Origin of the sequence: Chryseobacterium sp. SN22, from assembly GCF_008329705.1 — a bacterium.
Taxonomy (GTDB): Bacteria; Bacteroidota; Bacteroidia; order Flavobacteriales; family Weeksellaceae; genus Chryseobacterium.
The window spans coordinates 20,202-41,108 of the sequence record NZ_VTSX01000013.1 but is presented as its reverse complement, the minus strand read 5'-3'; the positions used below and the strand labels follow the sequence as shown (position 1 = coordinate 41,108).

Here is a 20,907-nt window from a genome sequence, read left to right as displayed (position 1 = left end):
GATAATAATTCGGGTTATATCCCGGTAAAAAATATTCCATCACGATGATGACACCACAGGAATTTTTAGGAAAAAAAGAATTTACGACTTATGATCAGACGGTTTCCGAAAGCTGCCCGTCAAATATTGCCCTGATCAAATACTGGGGAAAATACGACAATCAGATCCCGGCAAATCCGAGCATCAGCTATACCCTGAACCATTGTAAAACCATTACCACAATAGAGTTCCTGGCGAATGAGCCTTTTTCCGTCCAGACTTTTTTAGCCGGGAATGAGGAGGTGAAATTTGCGGAGAAAATAGAGAAATACTTCAGGAATATAGAACAGTATCTTCCCTGGATTTTACAGGGGAAATACATCATTAAAACGGAGAATACCTTTCCGCACAGTTCGGGAATAGCCAGTTCAGCTTCTGGTTTCGGGGCGATTGCCAAATGCCTGATGAATCTGGATGAAACATTTTCAGGAAAAACTTCCGATGAGGAATCTTTGAAAAAAGCTTCTTTTCTGGCTAGACTGGGAAGCGGAAGTGCCTGCAGAAGCTTATATAACGGACTGGTCGTTTGGGGAGCTTCCCAGGTGAAAGGCAGTTCTGACCTTTTTGCCGTTCCGTATCCTGAAGATGAAATCCATGAGGTGTTTAAAAATTTCAACGATTGGGTTTTATTGATTCATGAAGGCCAGAAAAGCGTTTCTTCTACCGTGGGGCACGGATTAATGAATACCAATCCGTATGCAGACCGACGGTTCCAGGAAGCCCGGGAAAATTTCGGCCCGATGAAAGAAATTCTGGCAGCAGGCAATATGGAAAAATTCATCAGGCTTGTGGAACACGAAGCATTGACGCTGCATGCCATGATGATGATGAGTGACCCTGCCTTTATCCTGATGAAAACAGGAACCCTGGCCGTCATCAATAAAATCTGGGATTTCAGGAGAGAAACAGGATTGCATTTGTTCTTTACACTGGATGCGGGGGCCAATGTCCATCTTTTATTTCCGAACGACGGCTCCGAAGAAACTATCAAATCCTTTATCGAAACCGAATTGCTGCAGCATACCCAAAACAACGGGGTGGTGAAGGATGTGATGCAGTTTTAAATTTAAGAAACATTCTAAAAAGATACAGCCTTCTCATAACCGGGAAGGCTTTTGTTTGCTATGAATGACTATTGAAATGTATAAAAATATCCAGGAGTTGTCATTCCGCAGGAATCCAGACATGATCTTCCCATGAGTTCTCTAATACTATGTTTAGATTCCTAGGGAATGACAAATAAAACGTATAGACAAAAATATCCAGGAGTTGTCATTCCGTAAGAATCCAGACGCGAACCTTTCCATGAGTTCTCTAATACTATGTTTAGATTCCTGCGGAATGACAAATAAAACGTATAGACAAAAATATACAGAAGTTGTCATTCCGTAGGAATCCAGACACGATCTTTCCATGAGTTCTCTAATACTATGTTTAGATTCCTACGGAATGATATAAGCCTATAAACCAGTAAAGATTAAAAGTATGAGAAATTCAGGTATTATTCGCTAAAGCTCAGAAAATCCGCTTTTATCCTTCCGTCACTACAGCGTCCCTCTTCCCATCTTCCTTTTTCCCTTCTTCAATCATTTCTTCGGCTTCGGCTTTTTCTTCTTCGGTTGCGTAATCAATTTTTTCTTCCTGTTTAATTTCCTGTTCGTGGTCGATAAAGAATTCACAATATACGGGAAGGTGGTCGGAGCCGAAGTTTTCAAGGGTTTTCAGGTCTTCGATAAAAATTTCTTCGCTGTGGAACATCAGGTCGATAGGAAACCGCAGGAGCTTGTATTTGGCATGGAAAGTCGATACAAAAGAGCGGCCGATCCGCGGATCGATCAGGTGGCTGGTTTTCCTGAACAGGATGGAGGATTTGGACCAGGCCACATTATTGAAGTCGCCGACCACAATTACAGGCTTATTAATTTCGATCACCCTTTTGGCCGTGCTCAGCAGGTCACCGTCCCTTTCTTTGGAGGTTTCTTCTTCGGTCGGGCTAGGCGGCGGCGGATGAACACCGAAAAACACAAACGAATAGCCGTCTTCCGTTTTCAGATGTGCTTCAATACTGGGGATATCATCGGCTACAAAATAATGCGTCCGCGATTCTTCCATTTTGATTTTCGAATAGAAATGCATTCCATAGGTGTTTTCCAGCGTTACTTTATGCTGGTACGGATAATCTTTTTCCAGTTTCCGCAAAGCCTGTTCCCAGTCTCCGTTGCTTTCCATAGTAAGGAACATTTGGGGACGGTATTTTTCAATCAGCTGAACGAAGCGGTCGTATTCTCTGTTAAACTGATAAACATTGGCGGAAATAAAATGGATCTTGTCCGAAGACTGATATTTCTGAGTGAATTTTTTAACGGGGTACAGCGGGGTATATTTTATTAAAATAACGCTGTGGTGGATAAAGATCAGCACCAAAAGCCCCTGGCAGTACCATAAATATTCGGAAGAGCCGATAAAAAATCCCAGGATTATCGTAAAAAGCGTGAAAAAAGTAATCTGTATCTTACCGAACTCCGGGATATGGAAAACCCAGTGCGAATGCTGGATTTTGGGTAATAAGGTTAAAATTAGTAATAAAACGGTCAGACTCAGGTAAAGGATCCACATATTTTTTTAATCAACGGATAAATTTAATTCAAATTTCTAAATTTTCAAACCGATTGGTGTTTTAAATTTATGAATTAAATAAAAATCTACCGATTAATTCAGTATTTTTATCAGACCACAAATCAATAATCTCATGAAGAGAACATGTGCGGTTATCCTGTTGTTCGGAAACTTTTGCTTCGGCCAGCAGAACAGGGAAATCGAAAAGCCGATCCGAAATCTTTTTTCAGGGATGAAAAATGCCGACGCTGAACTTTTAAAGTCGGCATTCTCTGACACAGCCATTCTTCAGACCATTACCCAAGACGGTGTGAAAACTGAAAATATTAATAATTTTATCGCTTCTGTTTCAAAAATGGAAAAAGAGGCACTGGACGAAAGAATTACTATTGAAGCCATTCATCAGGATGGAGATCTGGCCAGTGTTTTTACACCTTATGCTTTTTACTTTAAAGGAAAGTTTTCTCATTGTGGTGCCAACAGTTTTCAGTTGGTAAAGCAGAACGGGGAATGGAAAATACAGTATTTGATCGACACCCGCAGAAAAGACCGATGCGCGGAAATAAAACAAAATTCACATGAAAATCCACCATATTGCCATTATATGCTCAGACTATAAAGTTTCCAAAAAGTTTTATACCGAAATATTGGGGCTGAACATCATACGCGAAGTTTATCGTGAAGAAAGACGCTCGTACAAGCTTGATCTTGCGATCGGAGAACATTACGTAATCGAACTTTTTTCTTTTCCCGATCCTCCTGAAAGATCATCAAGACCGGAAGCCTGCGGGTTGAGGCATCTTGCATTCTCGGTCGAAAATGTTCAGGACAAAAGAGAAGAACTGATACAGAAAGGATTAACCTGTGAGGAGATCAGGATTGATGAATTTACCGGAAAGGAATTTTTCTTTACGCAGGATCCCGACGGTCTGCCGTTAGAATTTTATGAAATGTAAGAATTAAAATAAAAACAGCTTTACGAATGAAAAAGTACGCCATATTATTTGCTCTTGCAATGATCAGCCACTTGAATGCCAAGGATGTTCATGAACCGAAAAACCATCCTAAAGAATGGTCGCAGCCCTATAAACCGTTCAGAATTGCCGGGAACCTGTATTATGTGGGAACGTATGATCTTGCATCTTATCTGATCGTTACCGATAAAGGAAATATCCTGATCAATACCGGTCTTGCCGATTCGCTTCCGATCATTAAAAATAATATTAAAAAGCTGGGCTTTAAATACAACGACATTAAAATCCTTTTGCTTAATCAGGCACATTATGATCATTTAGGCGCAATGGCAGATGTTAAGAAAGAAACAGGTGCCAAGCTGTATGTGGATGCGGCAGATGCAGAAGTGCTGAAAAGCGGAGGTAAATCGGATTATGAAATGGGGAAGTACGGGATCTCTTTCAAGCCGGTAAATCCTGATTATTTTAAAAGATAAAAGTTTGGTGACTCTCGGAAATACAAAGCTGATGATGCTTCACCATCCCGGCCATACCAAAGGGTCATGCAGCTATCTTTTTGAAACAAAAGACCGGAACAGAAGCTATAAGGTTCTTATTGCCAATATGCCGAGCATTATTATTGACCATAAATTTTCTGATGTTTCCTCCTATCCGGACATTGCAAAAGATTATGCATATACGCTCCGCGAAATGAAAAAGCTGGATTTTGATCTTTGGGTTGCTGCCCACGCCGGTCAGTTCGGTCTTCATGAAAAACACCATCCGGAAGATCCTTATCATCCGGAAGTTTTTATGAACAAAAAGGATTACTTTGACGAGTTAAAAGAACTTGAAAAAGAATACCTCGGGAAGAAATCAGAAGATCAGGCTAGTGGGCGTACCCGGTGAAGAAACTGATCGCCATAATCGCCAGGACAATTGAAGAAATAACGACATACACGTAATCCTTTTCCTTTAAGTAACCGATCAGAGCAAAAATAATCCTCATTAAAGGCGTAAAGATCAGCAAAAGAATTCCCAGCTGGATAATGGCCATGCCTTCGCCTTTACAGAGCGTGTTCCAGAAATGGCCCCATACTTTCTCAGAAGACTCGCCCATATCAAGAAGCCTGTATTTTTTCGGCATCTGGAAGCCTTCCGTAAAAAGCTTTACAAAACCGACGAGTGAAGTGATCACCGATAAAATAACGCCCAGACGGAGGAGATTGCCTACCGAACGGTTAAGATCCGTATCCGTAAAATTCTTTCTCATGAGAAGTTGCTTCTTATTCCGTTATACATCATATATACTGAAAGAATTGTAATCACAATGGCGAAGAAAGTTTTCAGTTTCTTTGTTTTGGAAACCATCAGCGTTTTGGAGCCGATAAAACTTCCCACCACGACGCCTACCAAAACCGGCGCTACAATAACGGGAATAATTTCACCTCGCTGGAAATAAATCAGCGAACTGGCCACAGCCGTTACCCCGATCATGAAATTACTGGTGGTTGTCGAAACCTTGAACGGCAGTCTCATCATATTGTCCATAGCCAATACTTTCAGAGCTCCCGAACCGATTCCCAATAATCCGGACATGGCGCCCGCGAACATCATCATGAAAAATCCGGGAACGGTATTTCTTGCCGAATAGCTTTTTAAGATGCCTTTATCCGGGAACGTTCCGTATAATTTAAGCTTTTCTTCCAGGCTTCCCTTAATAACGGGTTCCTGATGATCCGGCTTCCCCTTTAAATTTAAAATAACCGTCAGAAGAAGGATGCTGGCGAAAATAATCCCGATCGTATTCGGATTCAGCATTCCGGAAACCAAGGCACCCACGATAGCTCCTGCGGTGGTGGCAATTTCCAGAAACATCCCGATCCTCATGTTGGTAAACCCTTCCTTAACAAAAGCAACGGCTGCCCCGGAAGAAGTCCCGATTACGGAAATAAGAGAAGCGCCGATGGCGTAATGCATTGGAACACCGAAGCCCAGCGTCAATAAAGGAATAATAATAACGCCTCCTCCCAAACCGGTCAGTGAACCCAGAAGTCCTGCCGAAATTGCTCCAAGGAAGAGAATGATGATTTCTGACATGGTACAAATATAAAACTATTGTAACAGTCTGCCAAACGTTTAAAAAAGATAAATTTGATGTATTTTTGCACAAACAAAATTTTTTATGAAACTATTTTATGTCATTCTGGGAGCCACGCCGCCCGGCAGGAATATAGAGCAGCACGATGTATTCTTTGGGATTGCGGAAAGCCTGAAAGACCTGGTGGAAGATATGAAAGCTTTCTGGAAAGAAGCCAAAGGGAAAATCCATATCGACTGCTATCAGGAAGTAAAGTTTGTGGACGGTTATGAAGTGCAGATTGTGGAAAGGGGAGAAGCGACTTCCGAAGAACAGCTGTATTTCATTAATCTCGGAGGATATAAAAGAGGTCACTTTGAGGAATTCCATGAGCAGCATCTGGTGGTAGGAAATTCCATGAGTGATGCCGTAAAAAAAGCAAAGTCTACGGAGTTTTATAAAACCATGGGCTTTAAAGGAGCCACCAGCCATATCGATGAAAAGCTCGGGGTGGACATCGACGATATTTTCCCGGTAAAAGAAATCCTGCCTTCCAAAATGAAGCAGAGGTATGCCATTTCCCTGGTGAAATCCGAAGCGGAGAATCAGGAGAATTTTGTGAGCCTGGGATATTTAAAAATCGACAAAATTAAGTAGTTAAAAAGAGCGCTGAATGAAAAGACGAAAGCTTTTGTAACCATATTAAATTAAATCTAACAGAAATAAATAAGTAAAAATGAAAATTGGAATTTTAGGAGGCGGACAGCTTGGAAGAATGCTGATCCAGGAAGCTTTGAAATACGACGATGAATTTTATACCCTGGACCCGGCTTCCGATGCACCCTGCCACAATATTTCTTATTTCACCAAAGGCAGTTTCAATGATTATGAAACTGTTCTTGCTTTCGGGAAAGATAAAGATGTGGTGACCATTGAAATCGAGCACGTTAATGCCGATGCGCTGGCCAAACTGGAAAATCAGGGTATAAAAGTGGTGCCGAATTCCAATATCATTAAAACGATCCAACAGAAAATCCTTCAGAAACAATTCTATAAAGCCCACGATATTCCAAGTCCGGAGTTTGAAGTGATGGACGGAAGTTCTGACGAGATCAACATGCCTTTGCCTTTTGTGCAGAAAATGAACACCGGAGGATATGACGGAAAAGGGGTGCAGGTAATCCGCACGGCAGAGGACATGAAAAATCTTTGGGTGGAAGATTCGGTGATTGAAAAGCTTGTGGATATCGATAAAGAACTCTCCGTTATCGTAGCCAGAAATGAAAACGGCGAAACCAGGACTTTCCCGGTAACAGAAATGGTCGCTGACCCCAAGCTGAACCTTTTGGATTTCAACATCTGTCCGGTTCTCCTTTCGGAAGATATCGAGGCACAGATCGATGCCATTACCGAAAAGTTCCTGAATGCTATCCAGTCGCCGGGGCTTTTTGCCATCGAACTGTTTCTGGATAAAGAAGGAAAGGTCTGGGTAAATGAAACCGCCCCAAGGCTTCACAATTCGGGTCATCAGAGCCAGGAAGGAAATGCCAACTCCCAGTTTGAGCAAATGTACCGCGTGGTGAAGAATTTACCATTGGCAGATACGGATGCGATTATCTACAGCGGGATGCTGAACCTTGTAGGAGCAGAAGGCTATTCCGGGAAAGTGGTTTACGAAGGCATGGAAGAAGTCCTGAAGCTGCCGGAAACCTATATCCACCTGTATGGGAAAACGGAAACCAAGCCCGGAAGGAAAATGGGCCACATCAATGTCCTTGCGGAATCCAGGGAAGAGCTGATGGAAAAGCTCGTGATGGTAAAAGGCATGGTAAGGGTAATTGCTAAACGTTAATAGGGCTTTGAGCCCTATTAACGTAGCCGCTATTTAAAGATCTTCTTAATTACGTTTCCGATTTCCATAAAGTCGTCGTGGTTTCCGACGGATCTTTTTTCAGCACTGCTTTCGGATTCGGAATATGGGAAAATCAAAAGGTAATTTTTATCTGCCAGGCTCCTGTTCAGGAGCTCGGGAATCAGTCTCATCCTAGGAATATAGGAAGGCATGCCCCGTTTGGCCATAAACAGGATCAGGGCTTCGTCATCCTTTAGCTGCGAGGCTGTCTCTTCACCGTCTTTCCACGCATTCATGATGATAAATTCTGCTTCGATATTGGCTTTTTTAATGATTTTCTGAAGAATATCCAGGATCTTTTCCGAAGCATAAAAAACCAATGTGGCTCCGGAATTTCGGGCAATGTTCCAGACCCTCAGCAGGGCATGGAAAAATCCGGCTTCCAGATGGGCTTTTTCAGGAATCATAACGGCATACCTTTTTATGGTGGATAAAGGCTGTGCGGCATGATACACGAGCACATTCACATCTTCGTTCTGCAGGTATCCGTTGTAGAGGTTATATACAAAAGAAGGGGAGAATCCTTTCTCATCATTAACGGCAATAATCAGGTCGGTAATCTTCTGTTCTTTAATCACATTGTTTACCCCATTGATTACGTCGTTGTCGTATCTCTTCAGTGACTGGATCTTTACATCAGCGGCGGCAGCGGCATCGGTAGCGGTGTGCAGCAGCTTTTCGGCATTTTTTACCGAAGATTCGTTTTTATCTTCATTAATGATATTTAAAGCGTACAGATCTTCCGTATTGGAATGCGCTTTTATCAGAATTCCCAGGTTCACCATGCGTTCGACCGTTGTTTCATAATTAACGGCCAAGAGGATATTTTCCTCTTCATGGCTGTTGCCGGATACCGTATCCTCATTGTCCTGTTCTGCAATCTTCTGGGCGCTGGCCATTGATACGAATGAAGAAATCGTACAGGAAATCAGAATCAGTAAAATACTTCCGTTCAGAACATGTTCGTTTAACAGCCGGATCGGTTCCCCGGTTTCCGTTTCGGAAAGGATGATGTTGTAGCCGACCATTACCGAAGCCAGAGTCGCTGCAGCGGAAGCCGAACTCAGGCCGAAAATCAGCTTGCCCTCTTCTTTCGTCAGTCGGAAGGTTTTTTGAGTGGCAACTGCCGAAAGGTATTTCCCGCCGATGGAAGCCACGAGCATAATCCCTGCTACTTCCAGGGTTTCCCAGCTTTTGAAAAAGGCTTTAAAGTCAATCAGCATCCCAACGCTGATCAGGAAGAAAGGAATGAAGATCGCATTTCCAACGAATTCCACGCGGTTCATCAGCGATGAGGTATGCGGGATCAGCCTGTTCAGGGCGAGTCCGGCAAAGAAAGCTCCGATAATGGCTTCTACACCGGCCAGTTCTGCCAATAAGGCAGCCAGGTAAATCATCACCAGGACAAAAATGTACTGTGAAATTTTATCGTCCACCTTTTTGAAAAACCAGCGGCCGATAATTGGAAAAACCAGCAGAACAATCAGTCCGAAAATAACAAATGAAACCGAAAGCTTTACCCAGAATTCCGTGCCGACGTCTCCCTGCGACATGCCTACAATCACAGCCAGCACCAATAATGCGAGAATATCTGTAATCATAGTTCCGCCAACGGTAATATTAACTGCGGAATTTTTGGCAATCCCAAGTTTACTGACCAAAGGGTAAGCAATCAAAGTGTGCGATGAAAACAAACTCGCAAAAAGCACGGAAGTAAGCACGGAAAAATGCAGGATGTAATACGCTCCGAAATAACCTAATACAAAAGGCACTGTAAAGGTATAAATACCGAAGGTAAGGCTTTTCCATTTGTTTTTTTTGAAATCGCCCATATCGATTTCCAGTCCTGCCAGGAACATGATGTAAAGAAGCCCGGTAGTCCCGGTAACCACGATACTGCTGTCCCGGGCCAGTACATTAAAACCGTTCGGGCCGATTATGGCGCCGGCAATAATCAATCCCAGCAGATGCGGGACTTTAATTTTATTCAAAAGCAGCGGTGCCGCAAGAATAATAATTAAAACCAGCAGGAATTTCAGGACTGGGTCTTCGATCGGAAGACTCAGGTTGTGTATGCTCAGTAAGTTCATGATGCGCTTATTTGGTGGAACGGACTAATTCTACAGAGAATTTCGCCATACAGTTGTTGTCTGCAGTAATGGTTCTGGTACCTCTCATTTTATTGGCGGAAAAATCATTAAGCAGAACATTCATTGTGACCTGCTTCTTTGAAGTGGAATCGGTTTTGAAATTAAGTTTTACCTCATTATTTTCAAACTTTCCGGAATACACCCTTACCAGATTATTATTATTGATAATTTTCGTTAAAAGCTGAATGGAATCGCTGTCGAATTCCCAGGTATCCGTACGCTGGTCGCCCACCACATAATCGCTGCAGTTGGACTCCGTACAGATCACTTTTCCGGTCCATAAACCGGCCACCTGTGCCGGCCAGATGTTAATCTTTACAGAATCTTTCCTGGTGGCAAAAATACTGTCTCTCATCTTTAAAAGCGACTGGTATTCGGATTCTTTCCGGGCAAATGACTTTTCTTTTTCCAGCAGCTGCTGTTCTCTCATTGTAAGGTCGTTTTCCTTCTTTCTGTTGTCGCAACTTATAAAAAGAAATAAAACGGTAAAAGTTGCAAATAAAGCGTTTTTTATCATATTGAATAACTTGGTATGTACAATATAAGAAAAAATACGAAAATGCCTAAGTGTTTTATTTTAACAAATATTAAATAAAATAAAGTTATGGCTGTTCAATTCTTTGTCTCTTAAACATCTCCTTGTTGTAATTAATAATGAATACCCCTAAAATGATCAGTACTGCCGCAATAATAAATTTGGCAGAAATTTCTTCGTTCAGAATTAGCCAGCTTAAAAATATGGAGATAATCGTATTTACATAAGCCAGGATAGAGACCTGTACAGGAGAGACTTTCGTCAGCGCATAATGATATGCGAAGAAAGTGGCGACCGAACCGAATAAAGAAAGGTAAAGCATGGCGCCTACACTTTTCAGAGACCAGCTTTCAAACTGATATTTTTCCGTAAACAGAAAAGCGAAAATAATCTGGATGATTCCGGCAAAGGCAAACTGATAAAAAAGGTTCAGTGAGATATTTTTGCTTTGGATATTCATTTTCTTAGTGAAAATGGTTCCCGATGCCCAGCCCAGAATCCCGCAGAAGAGCAGGAAGATCCCGAACCGGTATTCCGGATTGGCCAGGTCCCTGATGCCGTCCCAGAAAATAAAGGCGATTCCGCTGAAACACGTCAGCACTCCTATTAAAGCTTTAAACGTAAATTTTTGCAGCCGCAGGGCAACACTTCCCAAAAATACAATGATGGGGGAAGTGGCACTGATTAATGACGTAAGGCTGCTGGTAATGGTCTCTTCGGCAACGGTGGTTAATCCATTGGCAATAATCAGCATCAACGAGGCAAATACAAGCTGATAGCTTAGGTTTTTCCAGCCGATCCACTGGAACTGTCTCCGGTATAAGAGAATCATAAGCATGATAAGGGCCGCTAAAAACTGCCGGATTCCTGCCACAAACCAGGCCGGTATCGTTTCTACAGCGACGCGGATAGAGAGGAAAGTAGTTCCCCAGACAACAGCAACGGTAAGGATGGCGAGGGTAAGTTTGTAATCTTTCAAAACAATGGTATTTTGCAAAAATATTCAAATTAAAAATATCCAACGGTTTCCCGGATCTCGGAATAGAACAAGTTTTACGCCTTTTTGGAAGAACCTTATTAATTTTTTATCTTTGAACATCTAATAAAAATTGAAGAATGGTAGGAATTATCATGGGAAGTCAGAGCGACTTACCGATCATGGAACAGGCAGCCGGTTTTTTAAAGTCACTGGATATCCCGTACGAACTAACGGTGGTTTCCGCGCACCGGACCCCGGAAAGAATGTTCGATTATGCCAAAACGGCTAAAGAAAGAGGTTTAAAAGTAATTGTAGCCGGTGCAGGAGGGGCAGCCCATCTTCCGGGAATGGTGGCCAGCTGTACCACACTGCCGGTAATCGGCGTTCCGATTTTATCAAGCAATTCCATCGACGGCTGGGATTCGGTACTTTCTATCCTTCAGATGCCGGGCGGCATTCCGGTAGCCACTGTAGCCCTGAACGGTGCCCTGAATGCAGGGATTTTAGCAGCAAAGATTATCGCAACCTCAGATGGGCAGGTGGCTGAGAATCTTCAGAAATACCAGGATGCACTAAAAGATAAAGTGTTGGGAACCGTTGATGACATCAAAGCGAAACATCCTAACCATTTTGATCAGTAATTTTTTTAATTGAATGATAGAAACCGGGGCTCACGAATTTCGTGAGCCCCGGTTATTTTTTATTTTTTGATGAATTTTAAATTCCGGATATTTTTTTCAGAACTCAGCTGCAATACGTAATTCCCGGAGATCAAATCTGAGATATTGATTTTCCCCTCATTTAGAATGCCCTTCAAAATGATTCTTCCGTTTTGATCAAAAATTGTAAACTTTTCAGCATCCGCATTTTTTACAAAGATCAAATCAGTGGCAGGATTCGGATAAATACCGATGTCCTGTTTGGTTTTAACATCTGACACTCCTAAAATTATTTGACATTCTCCGCTGTAACTGTCTCCGGAAATCATCCAGTTTTTATTAGCAATCAGATGATTTCTTGCTGTTACCGAAGCCGGAGAGCTGTAAATCAGCGGAGTGGCATCGGATAAATTAATTCCGGATGGTGTCGCAGGGTTATTGGCCCATCCGACCAATGTATCGCTGTAATTTGAGCAGTCGATCCCGGAATTTGCGATCATGGATGCTGCCATGGAAAGAGAGCTGAGATTCCATTTTCCCAGGCTGTAATTAAATTGAACGGCATCTTCAAGCAAAGATCGGGTATCCGTAACATTCGAGGTATCCCAATCGGTAATATCCTGATTGAATTCCGAACAGATGTGAAGCATGTGCACCATGCTTGTCACCTGGGACGTATTCCAGTTTCCGATGGGCTGATTGAATTTGGAAAGATAATGAAACATCCAGTCCATATTCGTTACATTTGAGACATCCCAATTGCCGATCGGCTGATTAAAATTTCCGGTGTTGGCAAAGAGATGGCTCATATTATTTACAGAAGATGTATTCCAGAGGTTGAAGGTGGGATTTCCGATAAGAGAAGTACAGTTGTTGAACATGGCTGCCATACTGCTAACGGATGACAGGTCAGGAATGTCGGTTGCCGTTACATTCAGATTGCTGCATTCTGAAAATGCCCATTCCATGCTGCTCCAATGAATATTTCCCCATTGTGAAACTTCCAGAATCTTTTTGACATCGCCACTGAAAGAGATAATGTTCGGGATCTTCAGGCTGGGCGAAATAAACGCAAAATTCGGGAATTTCACGGCTTGGAAATTTCCGTTACCGCTGCTTATTTTCACTTTATAGGTTGCGCTGCCGGGATTGGAATTTACTGGGGTTCCGAAATCGATAAGGAAATGATCTATAGAACTTATGGTAAAAGTATCGGTATGGGCAGGAAATCCTACCTCTTCCCAGGATACCCTGAAATTATTTCCTGTGCCGGGAAACCAGATCTGACTGGCAGTAGATGGTGTTCCTGAAAATACATTGGTACTTTGATTACCGGGTTTCCAAATGGTAATGAACTCATTTTGAGCTTTCGTAATCTGAAAGAATACAATAAATAAAAGAAGTGTTATTAGTTTTTTGTACATACCGATATTTTATTATTTAGGTTTTATAAAAATACTGAAATATTCAAAAGTATTAATGGTTTTCTAGTTTTAAAGGAAAGATTTTAACATAAACCGTTGTTTTATGGAGGGAATACTAATAAAAAACTCTCCAATGCGGAGAGTTTCGTTTTTTATTCCTGAAGCATATTGTCCCGGGTGTTTTTCTGTACTGCAATGGCTCCGAAAAGCGCCAGTAAGAAGGCGAATCCGTAGAATCCTTTTTCGCTTGGAAGAATGGTGGCATTCCACAGGCCTATAGCCAGTAAAACAATAGAAGATAGGGTGGCAAACCAACATATTCCATAATAAATGTCCGTTACTTTAATGTTTTCCAGCCGGTCCCTCACTGCTTTCTGCAACGATACCACAGCAAAAAGCCCGTACAGCAGGATGGTAAAATAATACCCTTTTTCATTAAGCTGCATTTCAGCCCTTGCCAGTCCTACAATAAAGCCGATCATTCCAGCTCCTAAAGCGATCCATGATGCCGCGACAAACGCGGTCGATACATTTTGCTTTTTCATGTTTAATGTTTTTGTTAGATGCCAAAGATATTAATTTAAATTAAATGTGAACGTCAACTGGGATCTTTAAATTTTATTGTCTAAAGTAGGCGAATTGTTAATCCGCTACGCTTGTTATTTTTTTGCATACAAGATTCACCATTAGCCTGCAGATGAAAGTTGTAAAAGTCGCTGATAAATTAAAAGTAAAATAATAGATCCTTGACCTCTGGAGAAGTAGCGGAAATTCCAAAGGGATTTTTTACGGGGTAGGTTATAGTGAATGGTGAATCCGCTTTGCTTGTCAATTGTTTCCGAAAAAAATTACCTTTCACCTGCACAGCAAAATTCACCATTGATGCCTAATAAAAAAACTCCCCAATCCATGGAGAGTCTTTATTTTATTTTTGCTGGAAGCTTCTTAGTATCTGTAATATTCAGGTTTGAACGGTCCTTCCACATTTACTCCGATATAATCGGCTTGTTCCTTAGAAAGGGTTTCCAGCTCGACACTTAATTTCTTAAGGTGAAGGGCAGCTACTTTTTCGTCAAGGTGCTTAGGCAGCATATATACTTCGTTTCCGTATGCTTCAGAATTGTTCCAAAGCTCGATCTGCGCCAATGTCTGGTTGGAGAAAGAGTTGGACATTACGAAAGACGGGTGACCCGTTGCACATCCAAGGTTTACCAATCTACCTTCTGCAAGGATGATCACTTCTTTTCCTTCAATGGTATAGATGTCAACCTGAGGCTTCACTTCAGATTTTGTGGAACCGTAGTTTCCGTTTAACCAGGCCATATCGATTTCGTTATCGAAATGTCCGATGTTACAAACGATGGCTTTATCTTTCATTTTAAGGAAATGCTCACCCCTTACGATGTTGAAGTTACCGGTCGTTGTGATGATGATATCGGCGTTATCCACTACCGTATCCAGTCTTTTCACTTCATAACCGTCCATTGCGGCCTGAAGTGCACAGATCGGGTCGATTTCAGTTACCGTAACGATAGAACCTGCACCTCTGAAAGAAGCGGCCGTTCCTTTACCTACGTCTCCGTATCCGCAAACCACCACTCTTTTTCCTGCCAACATAACGTCTGTTGCTCTTCTTACCGCATCCACAGCAGATTCCTTACATCCGTATTTGTTGTCGAATTTAGACTTGGTTACCGAATCGTTTACGTTGATGGCAGGCATTACCAAAGTACCGTTCTTCATTCTTTCATACAGTCGGTGTACTCCGGTTGTGGTTTCTTCGGAAAGTCCTTTGATATCTTTTGTCAGCTCAGGGTATTTATCAAAAACCATATTGGTTAAGTCTCCGCCGTCATCAAGGATCATATTCAACGGCTTTCTGTCTTCACCGAAGAATAAAGTCTGCTCGATACACCAGTCAAATTCCTCTTCGTTAAGACCTTTCCATGCGTAAACAGGGATTCCTGCAGCAGCGATGGCAGCCGCAGCGTGATCCTGGGTAGAGAAGATATTACATGAAGACCAGGTAACTTCAGCACCTAAAGCCACAAGGGTCTCGATAAGCACAGCCGTCTGGATCGTCATGTGAAGACATCCTGCGATTCTTGCCCCTTTCAGTGGCTGAGACGGTCCGTACTCTTCACGGATAGCCATCAGACCCGGCATTTCTGCTTCAGCAAGGGTAATTTCTTTTCTTCCCCAGTCTGCAAGGGCGATATCCTTAACTTTATAAGGAATGTATTGTGTTGTCGTACTCATATGTAATGAATAAATTTAAATTCAGTAATAATAAGTTGCAAAATTACAACTAATAATTAAAATAAAAAAACACTGACAGGTATTCGATTGCGTAAACTGACTTATAACAGGAATTTATCAGTACCGGCGTGCAGACAGCCGCCCGAAATTGTTGGTCTGCTTTCAAAGAATTTTTCATTAATTTTGTCCTCTATAAAACTACGCAATGCCACTTTACCGCGATTTTTCCGATGCCAACGCTACTATTCTCGTCTGGAAGTATGATGAAACCGAAGAACTGGATATTCATCAGCTTCTGGAACCTGAAAATGCAGAGAAAGTAAAAGATTATCATCCGAAAAAACTCCAGGAAGTTCTGATGGTGCGGAAATTACTGAAAGGCTTAAAGCCAGATTCAAAAATTTTATATAAAGAAAGAGAACCTTTCTTATCTCCGAAAGATGCCGAAATTTCAATCACCCATTCTTTTCCGTTTGCGGCAATTGCCATTTCCAAAAACAAAATCGGGATCGATATTGAAAGATTCAATCCTAAAATTTTAAGGGTGATTGATAAGTTTACTTATGAAGATGAGCGCGGGTTTATTCCTTTCGATAATGAAGTGACGTTCTATACCATTATCTGGAGCGTAAAGGAGAGCATGTACAAGATCCATCATTCCAAACACTGGTCGCTGAAAAAACATTATGAAGTACGGCCTTTTGAACTGAAGCATCTTCATCACATCAGATGCAGGGTCTACGACGACCGGATCTCAGATGAACTCAAAGCAAGAGTCGAATTTTTCGACGATTACTGTTTTACGATTGTTGAGGAATAGGTTGTACCGGCTCCGGTTTTTCGTGGGATTCGTTTTGGTAGGTTTCAATAACCTTGCGCTGTTCCTTGGCTACATCAAAGATCAGTTCCAGCACATCATGGATATTTTTAAGCTCGGTAAGCCGCGAGATTTTGTCGGGATCCCTTAAGTCATAGGCTTCATTTTCAGTAAGCTCAGCTTTTCTTTTGAGGATGAGATCGTCCAGCGATGAATCTTCAGGCTCGATACGGCTCTCCATGTTCAGGGTTTCGGTGATTTTTTCGCCGTTCAGGAGATTGAAGACTTTCTGCATTTCCGCTTCGATTTTACGGCTCCAGCCTTCTGCATCAATTTCAGGATATTTTTCTTTATCTTTTACATATTGAGACAGGGAAGCTGTATAAGCGGTAATCAGATGGGAAGTCGCGACAAACTGATGTACCACCTCCAGTTTTTTCTGCTGGTTTTTAGGATCAGAAATCATCCGCTGGAAGTTGTCGGAAAGATTGGCTAATGAAATGATTGCATTTTTTCGTTTCACTTTATAATCTTCCATATTAAAACCGTCACCGATAAATTTTGAAATCACACTCTGGAAATAGATGAGGTTGGCAGCTGCCGATTTTTTCATCAGGTCCAGGTTCTGCGTATGTTCCCAGACCGGCAGCACTATATAGGCTACCAGTGAAGTAATGATGGCAGCAATCACAGTATCCACGATCCTGTCCCTGAAAATAATGTTGACGTTTCCGGGACTGAGGAAATTGAAGCTGACGAATACATAAATTGTCATAAACAGGACGGCCCAGAAATATTTCCCTTTCAGAAAGCTGAAACACATGATCATACTGAGAAGCAGCATGATAAACAGCACTTCATTGATGCGGATGTAATGGAGGATCCCGTAAGCAACAACGGCTCCAGCAATGGTTCCGTAAAGACGGAGGAGGTTCCGCTGTTTAGTAATGGAGTAGGCGGGCTTCAGGATCGCAACGGTAGTGATGAGAATCCAGTAGGTGTGCCCGATCCCGATAAACTGAAACAAGGAAAATAAATACCCTAATAATAAGGCTATCGTGATTCTCAGCGCATGGCGGAAATGAGAAGACGACAATGAGATATTGTTTTTTAAAACCTTGAAATTCAGCTTTTCTTCGTTAGGCATAAACTTTCTTAGGTCCAGGCCCGTTGAAAGACTTTTGGCGAGCTTTACGTTCTGTGAAAACACTTTATAAATCTCACTGATTTCTTTGGTAATTTCATTGATGCGCATCAGGATCTGACGCAAGACCATGAAGTTCTCAAAATTGTCAGGAGAGATCTTTTTATTTCTCAGCTCAAAATAATGGTGATTTAAATTCTGTAGTTCATCATCAAGCTGATGGATCGCTTTTGCACGGGTCCCGATCTGAAGGGAAATTCCGATGTTGGTAATTTCTTCCGCCAGCAGGTTCAGATAATCATGGATGTTTACCAGAATGGTAGTTTCGCCGAAACTGTTCTGAAGCTTTTCGTAATCGCTTTCAGAAGTCATAAGTTTCTCGTGGAGGTCCATGGAATTCAGCAGCATCAGCATCAGCAGGCGGCTGGTGGTGGTGGATTCATTAACGATTACCCGGGTTTTGAAAACTGTTTCCCGGGTTTCTTCCTGCAGGTTTTTGATCTCGATCTGCTTGGCGATGACCTGGGTGGTAAGTTTGGTAAAGTCCGGGTTTTTCTGGTAATGGTCGGCTTTAATTTTAAGAAATTCCGCAAGCTGGAGGTAATTTTCCCCGATCATCTGGCTGGCGAGCTTATAGGGCTGAATGGTGGTTACAATCAAAAAGATGAGTAAAAACCAGGTACAGCCGGAAGCAAAAATCAGCAGGCTTTTCAGAATGTCGGTTCCTGTGAGATGTCCGTCGATAAAAATGGCCATGACAACCAGTGATAAGGAACCGACAGCAGCCAGTCTTTGGCCGTACACGCCGATGAGGGAGAAAAACATTCCAAAAATAATGATCTCGGCAAAGACGAGAATTTTAATGTGCATGACCAGACTCGCAATCAACGCAACGAATGTGAAGCAGACAATGGCAAACGTCAGGGCATTTCTTCTCCTGATGAAAGGTCCCGGCTGGTCGGTGAGCGCTACGAAGCTGGTTCCGAGCGGGAAAAGAAAGTATTCTTTCAGGATTCCGAAGTGGGCAAGAACCAGACACGGCAGAACGGTGGCCAGTGTAATCCTGATGGCAGAATATACATATTGGCTGGTCACAAATTTTTTGAGTTCCTCGGAATAGTTCATGCTGCAAAAATAAGGGTTAAATGTGAATTATGGATTTACAAATGGTGAATTTTCCCCTGCCGGTGTCTGATGTTCGGTTTAATGGTACAGGAACCGGATTGACAAATCAGTATCAAATTTTAAACCATGATATGGCGTCGAGGGTTTTAAGGTGTAAAGAGTTTGAGAGTTGAAGGGTTTAAGGATTGAGGGTAGTGGAATATCGGGTTTGTTATAAATGTAAATTCGAAGTAGAAATCAGGTTAACAGGATGAAAGAGAGAAGTGAAGAAGGGAAGTTTTTGTTCCCGTTGTTGAAGGGGAGGGCTGATGTCCTAGCCCGGATCGCAGCGGTTACCCCACAGCGGAGTGGGAGGTTTGGGAGTGAATGGGTTTGGCGGAGGAGCGCATAGGAATACGTCGGCGCGAGGAGTAGTAGCGGAGAGCCGGATTAAGCTCCTGAAAAGTAAAGAGTGGATGGTGAATTTTGCTTTGCAAGTCAATTTTAGGCTGAGGGTTAATTGACCATTGGTCCGGAGGAATTGACGATTGACAAAAGTGAAAGGGTGAATCTTCATACAGCTGAAGAAATTGACGGGTGCTGCGGATTGACCATTCACCATTGACTGTTCAAATCCTGCTGATGTAAACCACCCTGTCAAAAATTCTTTGAATTTTCGCCACCCCTCCAAAGAAGTGGAATTGCGATTAAGGGTTTAACAATTCTTTTTTGATTAAGGTTATCTTTAATATCTTTCATGAATCAACAAACGAAATGAACTGATTATTCACCATCCACTTTTATTCACTGCTGTCATTTGCTGAACGAATGGTGTTATGCTGAGCCTGTGCAGTACCTTTGCACATGGAAAATATGCATAGTCATTTATCCCAAAACTTTGCGGACGTCGCAGTAAAAATTGCCAAACGAAGTGAATTGACTATTCACACGAAGAAATTGACCATCGTCCCAAATAAAACAGGCTGCTTCAAATGAGGCAGCCTGTTTATCGACTTGAATAGTTGTATTTTAATAATCTACGTTGGATGTTTCGTCACCGATGTTCCAGGTAAGCCCGAAACGAAGGGTATTATCCAAAGCCGTATTGATTTTTGACATATTGATCAGGTAAGAAATATCCAGTCCGAAAGAGCGGTACTTTAATCCGATACCCGCTGTTGCAAACTGTCTTGCGCCCTGTTCTTCGCTTTCGTGGAAGTAACCGCCTCTTACAGAAAATGCATTGTCATAAGAATATTCCAGCGCTCCGCTGTACATAATGGATTTTTCATTTTTGAACGATTTCCCGATTCCGGACATAACGCCTACATTCGGTACCTGATAAATCGGCTGTCTGGTGTTGGGATCGATTCCTACATATTCCGAGCCCGGAACCAGGATTTTGGAACCTTCAACGCTTAAGCCCACACGGTTCATATCATCAAGGTACATATCGTACCCAACCCCTAATCTTGCCATCGTCGGAAGATAGGATCTGGATTCTTCGTTTCCTGTATAATCCAGTTTGGGACCCAGATTCTGAATGGCAAAACCGGCGTTTACTTTTCCGTCCATGCTTCCGAGACCTGAGAATTTCGGAGACGTATAGTACCCGGAAACGTCTACTGCAAAGCTGTTGGCCGGCTTCAGGGTCGTATCGGTATTGAATCCTCCGGCTAAGTCTGAGCGGATGAATCTTCCGGTAACGGCCATTGAGTATGAGTCGGATAATTTCAGACCGTATGCAACATCAATAGAGAATTCATTCGGCTTGGAGGTACCCATGGAAGTTACTTCATTTCCTACTAACTGCGTTAAATCCACTTCTCCCATATTAAAGTAATAGATACTTGCAGAGATGGTAGATCTTTCTTCCTGACCTAAAAATTTGTGAAAAGCTCCGTATAATAAAAACACATCATTGGTAAGTTTCCCCATATAAGGTGTGTAGTTGATCCCTACGGAAGAACTTGTTCTGCTAAAAGGGTATTTCGCAGCATTCCAGAATTGTGAAAAAGCGTCCGGAGAGGTTACCACTCCCTGGTCTCCCATACCTCCAGCTCTTGCATCCGGTGCAATTCTTAAGAAAGGAGCTCCGGTTAACACAGGTCGTACAAGGCTTAAATCCTGAGAGTAGCCTAAAAAACCGGCACTTAACCCAATTCCTAAAAGCAGTTTAGTAGTTAAATTCATATGTTGTCTTTTATATATTATCAGTTTTTTGTTAATATGTTTA

General features: G+C 42.2%; 18 protein-coding genes and 1 pseudogene. 8 read left to right on the top strand and 11 right to left on the bottom strand.

Going from position 1 to position 20,907, the window contains the following annotated elements; genetic code table 11:
- Positions 1-47 precede the first annotated feature (47 nt).
- Positions 48-1,103 carry a diphosphomevalonate/mevalonate 3,5-bisphosphate decarboxylase family protein gene (locus tag FY557_RS10210; protein WP_149247239.1) on the top strand — a complete coding sequence of 352 codons (1,056 nt, stop codon included), beginning with the start codon at positions 48-50 and terminating at the stop codon, positions 1,101-1,103.
- Positions 1,104-1,569: 466 nt separating this feature from the next.
- Here FY557_RS10210 and FY557_RS10205 read toward each other — a convergent pair whose 3' ends face one another.
- Positions 1,570-2,655, bottom strand: coding sequence for an endonuclease/exonuclease/phosphatase family protein (locus tag FY557_RS10205; RefSeq protein WP_149247153.1), 1,086 nt, complete (start codon positions 2,653-2,655; stop codon positions 1,570-1,572).
- A 133-nt stretch (positions 2,656-2,788) separates the two neighbouring features.
- On the opposite strand from FY557_RS10205, the gene FY557_RS10200 reads away from it, so the two are divergent.
- The 3 genes and pseudogenes from FY557_RS10200 to bla all read left to right on the top strand — a co-directional run bounded on the left by FY557_RS10200 (position 2,789) and on the right by bla (position 4,517).
- Positions 2,789-3,274, top strand: a complete 486-nt coding sequence (locus tag FY557_RS10200; protein WP_149247152.1) for a nuclear transport factor 2 family protein — start codon at positions 2,789-2,791, stop codon at positions 3,272-3,274.
- Positions 3,234-3,611: a VOC family protein gene (locus tag FY557_RS10195; RefSeq protein WP_149247151.1), complete on the top strand. Its 378-nt coding sequence runs from the start codon at positions 3,234-3,236 to the stop codon at positions 3,609-3,611. Before FY557_RS10200 ends, FY557_RS10195 begins: the two co-directional genes overlap by 41 nt.
- 26 nt (positions 3,612-3,637) lie before the next feature.
- Positions 3,638-4,517 (top strand): annotated as a pseudogene (bla, locus tag FY557_RS10190) (subclass B3 metallo-beta-lactamase).
- On the opposite strand, the gene FY557_RS10185 reads toward bla, so the two are convergent.
- The gene (locus FY557_RS10185) at positions 4,498-4,881 is read right to left on the bottom strand and encodes a DUF1634 domain-containing protein (protein ID WP_149247150.1); all 384 of its coding nucleotides are present in this window, start codon (positions 4,879-4,881) and stop codon (positions 4,498-4,500) included. The pseudogene bla and the gene FY557_RS10185 overlap by 20 nt on opposite strands.
- On the bottom strand, positions 4,878-5,708 hold the full coding sequence (locus FY557_RS10180) for a sulfite exporter TauE/SafE family protein (RefSeq protein WP_149247149.1): 831 nt from the start codon (positions 5,706-5,708) through the stop codon (positions 4,878-4,880). Before FY557_RS10180 ends, FY557_RS10185 begins: the two co-directional genes overlap by 4 nt.
- 85 nt (positions 5,709-5,793) lie before the next feature.
- Between FY557_RS10180 and FY557_RS10175 the strand changes: the two genes are divergently transcribed.
- Positions 5,794-6,345, top strand: a complete 552-nt coding sequence (locus FY557_RS10175; protein WP_149247148.1) for a DUF1543 domain-containing protein — start codon at positions 5,794-5,796, stop codon at positions 6,343-6,345.
- Positions 6,346-6,424: 79 nt separating this feature from the next.
- Positions 6,425-7,540 carry a 5-(carboxyamino)imidazole ribonucleotide synthase gene (locus FY557_RS10170; protein ID WP_149247147.1) on the top strand — a complete coding sequence of 372 codons (1,116 nt, stop codon included), beginning with the start codon at positions 6,425-6,427 and terminating at the stop codon, positions 7,538-7,540.
- Positions 7,541-7,569: 29 nt separating this feature from the next.
- Here the strand turns inward: FY557_RS10170 and FY557_RS10165 are convergent, their stop codons facing one another.
- The 3 genes from FY557_RS10165 to FY557_RS10155 form a co-directional block, all read right to left on the bottom strand.
- Positions 7,570-9,690 (bottom strand): cation:proton antiporter, encoded by a 2,121-nt coding sequence (locus FY557_RS10165; RefSeq protein ID WP_149247146.1) that lies wholly within the window; start codon positions 9,688-9,690, stop codon positions 7,570-7,572.
- 7 nt (positions 9,691-9,697) lie between these two features.
- Positions 9,698-10,267, bottom strand: a complete 570-nt coding sequence (locus tag FY557_RS10160) for a hypothetical protein (RefSeq protein WP_149247145.1) — start codon at positions 10,265-10,267, stop codon at positions 9,698-9,700.
- An 85-nt stretch (positions 10,268-10,352) separates the two neighbouring features.
- Positions 10,353-11,264 carry a DMT family transporter gene (locus tag FY557_RS10155; RefSeq protein ID WP_149247144.1) on the bottom strand — a complete coding sequence of 304 codons (912 nt, stop codon included), beginning with the start codon at positions 11,262-11,264 and terminating at the stop codon, positions 10,353-10,355.
- A gap of 137 nt (positions 11,265-11,401) precedes the next feature.
- On the opposite strand from FY557_RS10155, the gene purE reads away from it, so the two are divergent.
- Positions 11,402-11,905, top strand: a complete 504-nt coding sequence (gene purE / locus FY557_RS10150) for a 5-(carboxyamino)imidazole ribonucleotide mutase (protein WP_149247143.1) — start codon at positions 11,402-11,404, stop codon at positions 11,903-11,905.
- A gap of 59 nt (positions 11,906-11,964) precedes the next feature.
- Here the strand turns inward: purE and FY557_RS10145 are convergent, their stop codons facing one another.
- The 3 genes from FY557_RS10145 to ahcY form a co-directional block, all read right to left on the bottom strand.
- Positions 11,965-13,347, bottom strand: a complete 1,383-nt coding sequence (locus FY557_RS10145; RefSeq protein ID WP_149247142.1) for a BspA family leucine-rich repeat surface protein — start codon at positions 13,345-13,347, stop codon at positions 11,965-11,967.
- Positions 13,348-13,499: 152 nt separating this feature from the next.
- Positions 13,500-13,892 carry an inner membrane protein YiaA gene (yiaA, locus tag FY557_RS10140; RefSeq protein ID WP_072952793.1) on the bottom strand — a complete coding sequence of 131 codons (393 nt, stop codon included), beginning with the start codon at positions 13,890-13,892 and terminating at the stop codon, positions 13,500-13,502.
- A 400-nt stretch (positions 13,893-14,292) separates the two neighbouring features.
- Positions 14,293-15,606 carry an adenosylhomocysteinase gene (gene ahcY, locus FY557_RS10135; RefSeq protein ID WP_149247141.1) on the bottom strand — a complete coding sequence of 438 codons (1,314 nt, stop codon included), beginning with the start codon at positions 15,604-15,606 and terminating at the stop codon, positions 14,293-14,295.
- A 205-nt stretch (positions 15,607-15,811) separates the two neighbouring features.
- Here ahcY and FY557_RS10130 point away from each other — a divergent pair, with 205 nt between their 5' ends.
- Entirely contained in the window at positions 15,812-16,426 is a 615-nt protein-coding gene (locus FY557_RS10130; protein WP_149247140.1) for a 4'-phosphopantetheinyl transferase superfamily protein, read from the top strand.
- Here FY557_RS10130 and FY557_RS10125 read toward each other — a convergent pair.
- Positions 16,407-18,692: an FUSC family protein gene (locus FY557_RS10125; protein ID WP_149247139.1), complete on the bottom strand. Its 2,286-nt coding sequence runs from the start codon at positions 18,690-18,692 to the stop codon at positions 16,407-16,409. The genes FY557_RS10130 and FY557_RS10125 overlap by 20 nt on opposite strands.
- A gap of 1,008 nt (positions 18,693-19,700) precedes the next feature.
- Entirely contained in the window at positions 19,701-20,864 is a 1,164-nt protein-coding gene (gene porV / locus FY557_RS10120; RefSeq protein ID WP_149247138.1) for a type IX secretion system outer membrane channel protein PorV, read from the bottom strand.
- Between the last annotated feature and the right edge of the window lie 43 nt (positions 20,865-20,907).

Excerpts from the sequence above, each read along its gene's own strand:
- FY557_RS10210 (WP_149247239.1), top strand. The coding sequence starts at position 48 with ATGACACCACAGGAATTTTTAGGAAAAAAAGAATTTACGACTTATGAT.
- FY557_RS10205 (WP_149247153.1), bottom strand. The coding sequence starts at position 2,655 with ATGTGGATCCTTTACCTGAGTCTGACCGTTTTATTACTAATTTTAACC.
- FY557_RS10200 (WP_149247152.1), top strand. The coding sequence starts at position 2,789 with ATGAAGAGAACATGTGCGGTTATCCTGTTGTTCGGAAACTTTTGCTTC.
- FY557_RS10195 (WP_149247151.1), top strand. The coding sequence starts at position 3,234 with ATGAAAATCCACCATATTGCCATTATATGCTCAGACTATAAAGTTTCC.
- FY557_RS10185 (WP_149247150.1), bottom strand. The coding sequence starts at position 4,881 with ATGAGAAAGAATTTTACGGATACGGATCTTAACCGTTCGGTAGGCAAT.
- FY557_RS10180 (WP_149247149.1), bottom strand. The coding sequence starts at position 5,708 with ATGTCAGAAATCATCATTCTCTTCCTTGGAGCAATTTCGGCAGGACTT.
- FY557_RS10175 (WP_149247148.1), top strand. The coding sequence starts at position 5,794 with ATGAAACTATTTTATGTCATTCTGGGAGCCACGCCGCCCGGCAGGAAT.
- FY557_RS10170 (WP_149247147.1), top strand. The coding sequence starts at position 6,425 with ATGAAAATTGGAATTTTAGGAGGCGGACAGCTTGGAAGAATGCTGATC.
- FY557_RS10165 (WP_149247146.1), bottom strand. The coding sequence starts at position 9,690 with ATGAACTTACTGAGCATACACAACCTGAGTCTTCCGATCGAAGACCCA.
- FY557_RS10160 (WP_149247145.1), bottom strand. The coding sequence starts at position 10,267 with ATGATAAAAAACGCTTTATTTGCAACTTTTACCGTTTTATTTCTTTTT.
- purE (WP_149247143.1), top strand. The coding sequence starts at position 11,402 with ATGGTAGGAATTATCATGGGAAGTCAGAGCGACTTACCGATCATGGAA.
- FY557_RS10145 (WP_149247142.1), bottom strand. The coding sequence starts at position 13,347 with ATGTACAAAAAACTAATAACACTTCTTTTATTTATTGTATTCTTTCAG.
- yiaA (WP_072952793.1), bottom strand. The coding sequence starts at position 13,892 with ATGAAAAAGCAAAATGTATCGACCGCGTTTGTCGCGGCATCATGGATC.
- ahcY (WP_149247141.1), bottom strand. The coding sequence starts at position 15,606 with ATGAGTACGACAACACAATACATTCCTTATAAAGTTAAGGATATCGCC.
- FY557_RS10130 (WP_149247140.1), top strand. The coding sequence starts at position 15,812 with ATGCCACTTTACCGCGATTTTTCCGATGCCAACGCTACTATTCTCGTC.
- FY557_RS10125 (WP_149247139.1), bottom strand. The coding sequence starts at position 18,692 with ATGAACTATTCCGAGGAACTCAAAAAATTTGTGACCAGCCAATATGTA.
- porV (WP_149247138.1), bottom strand. The coding sequence starts at position 20,864 with ATGAATTTAACTACTAAACTGCTTTTAGGAATTGGGTTAAGTGCCGGT.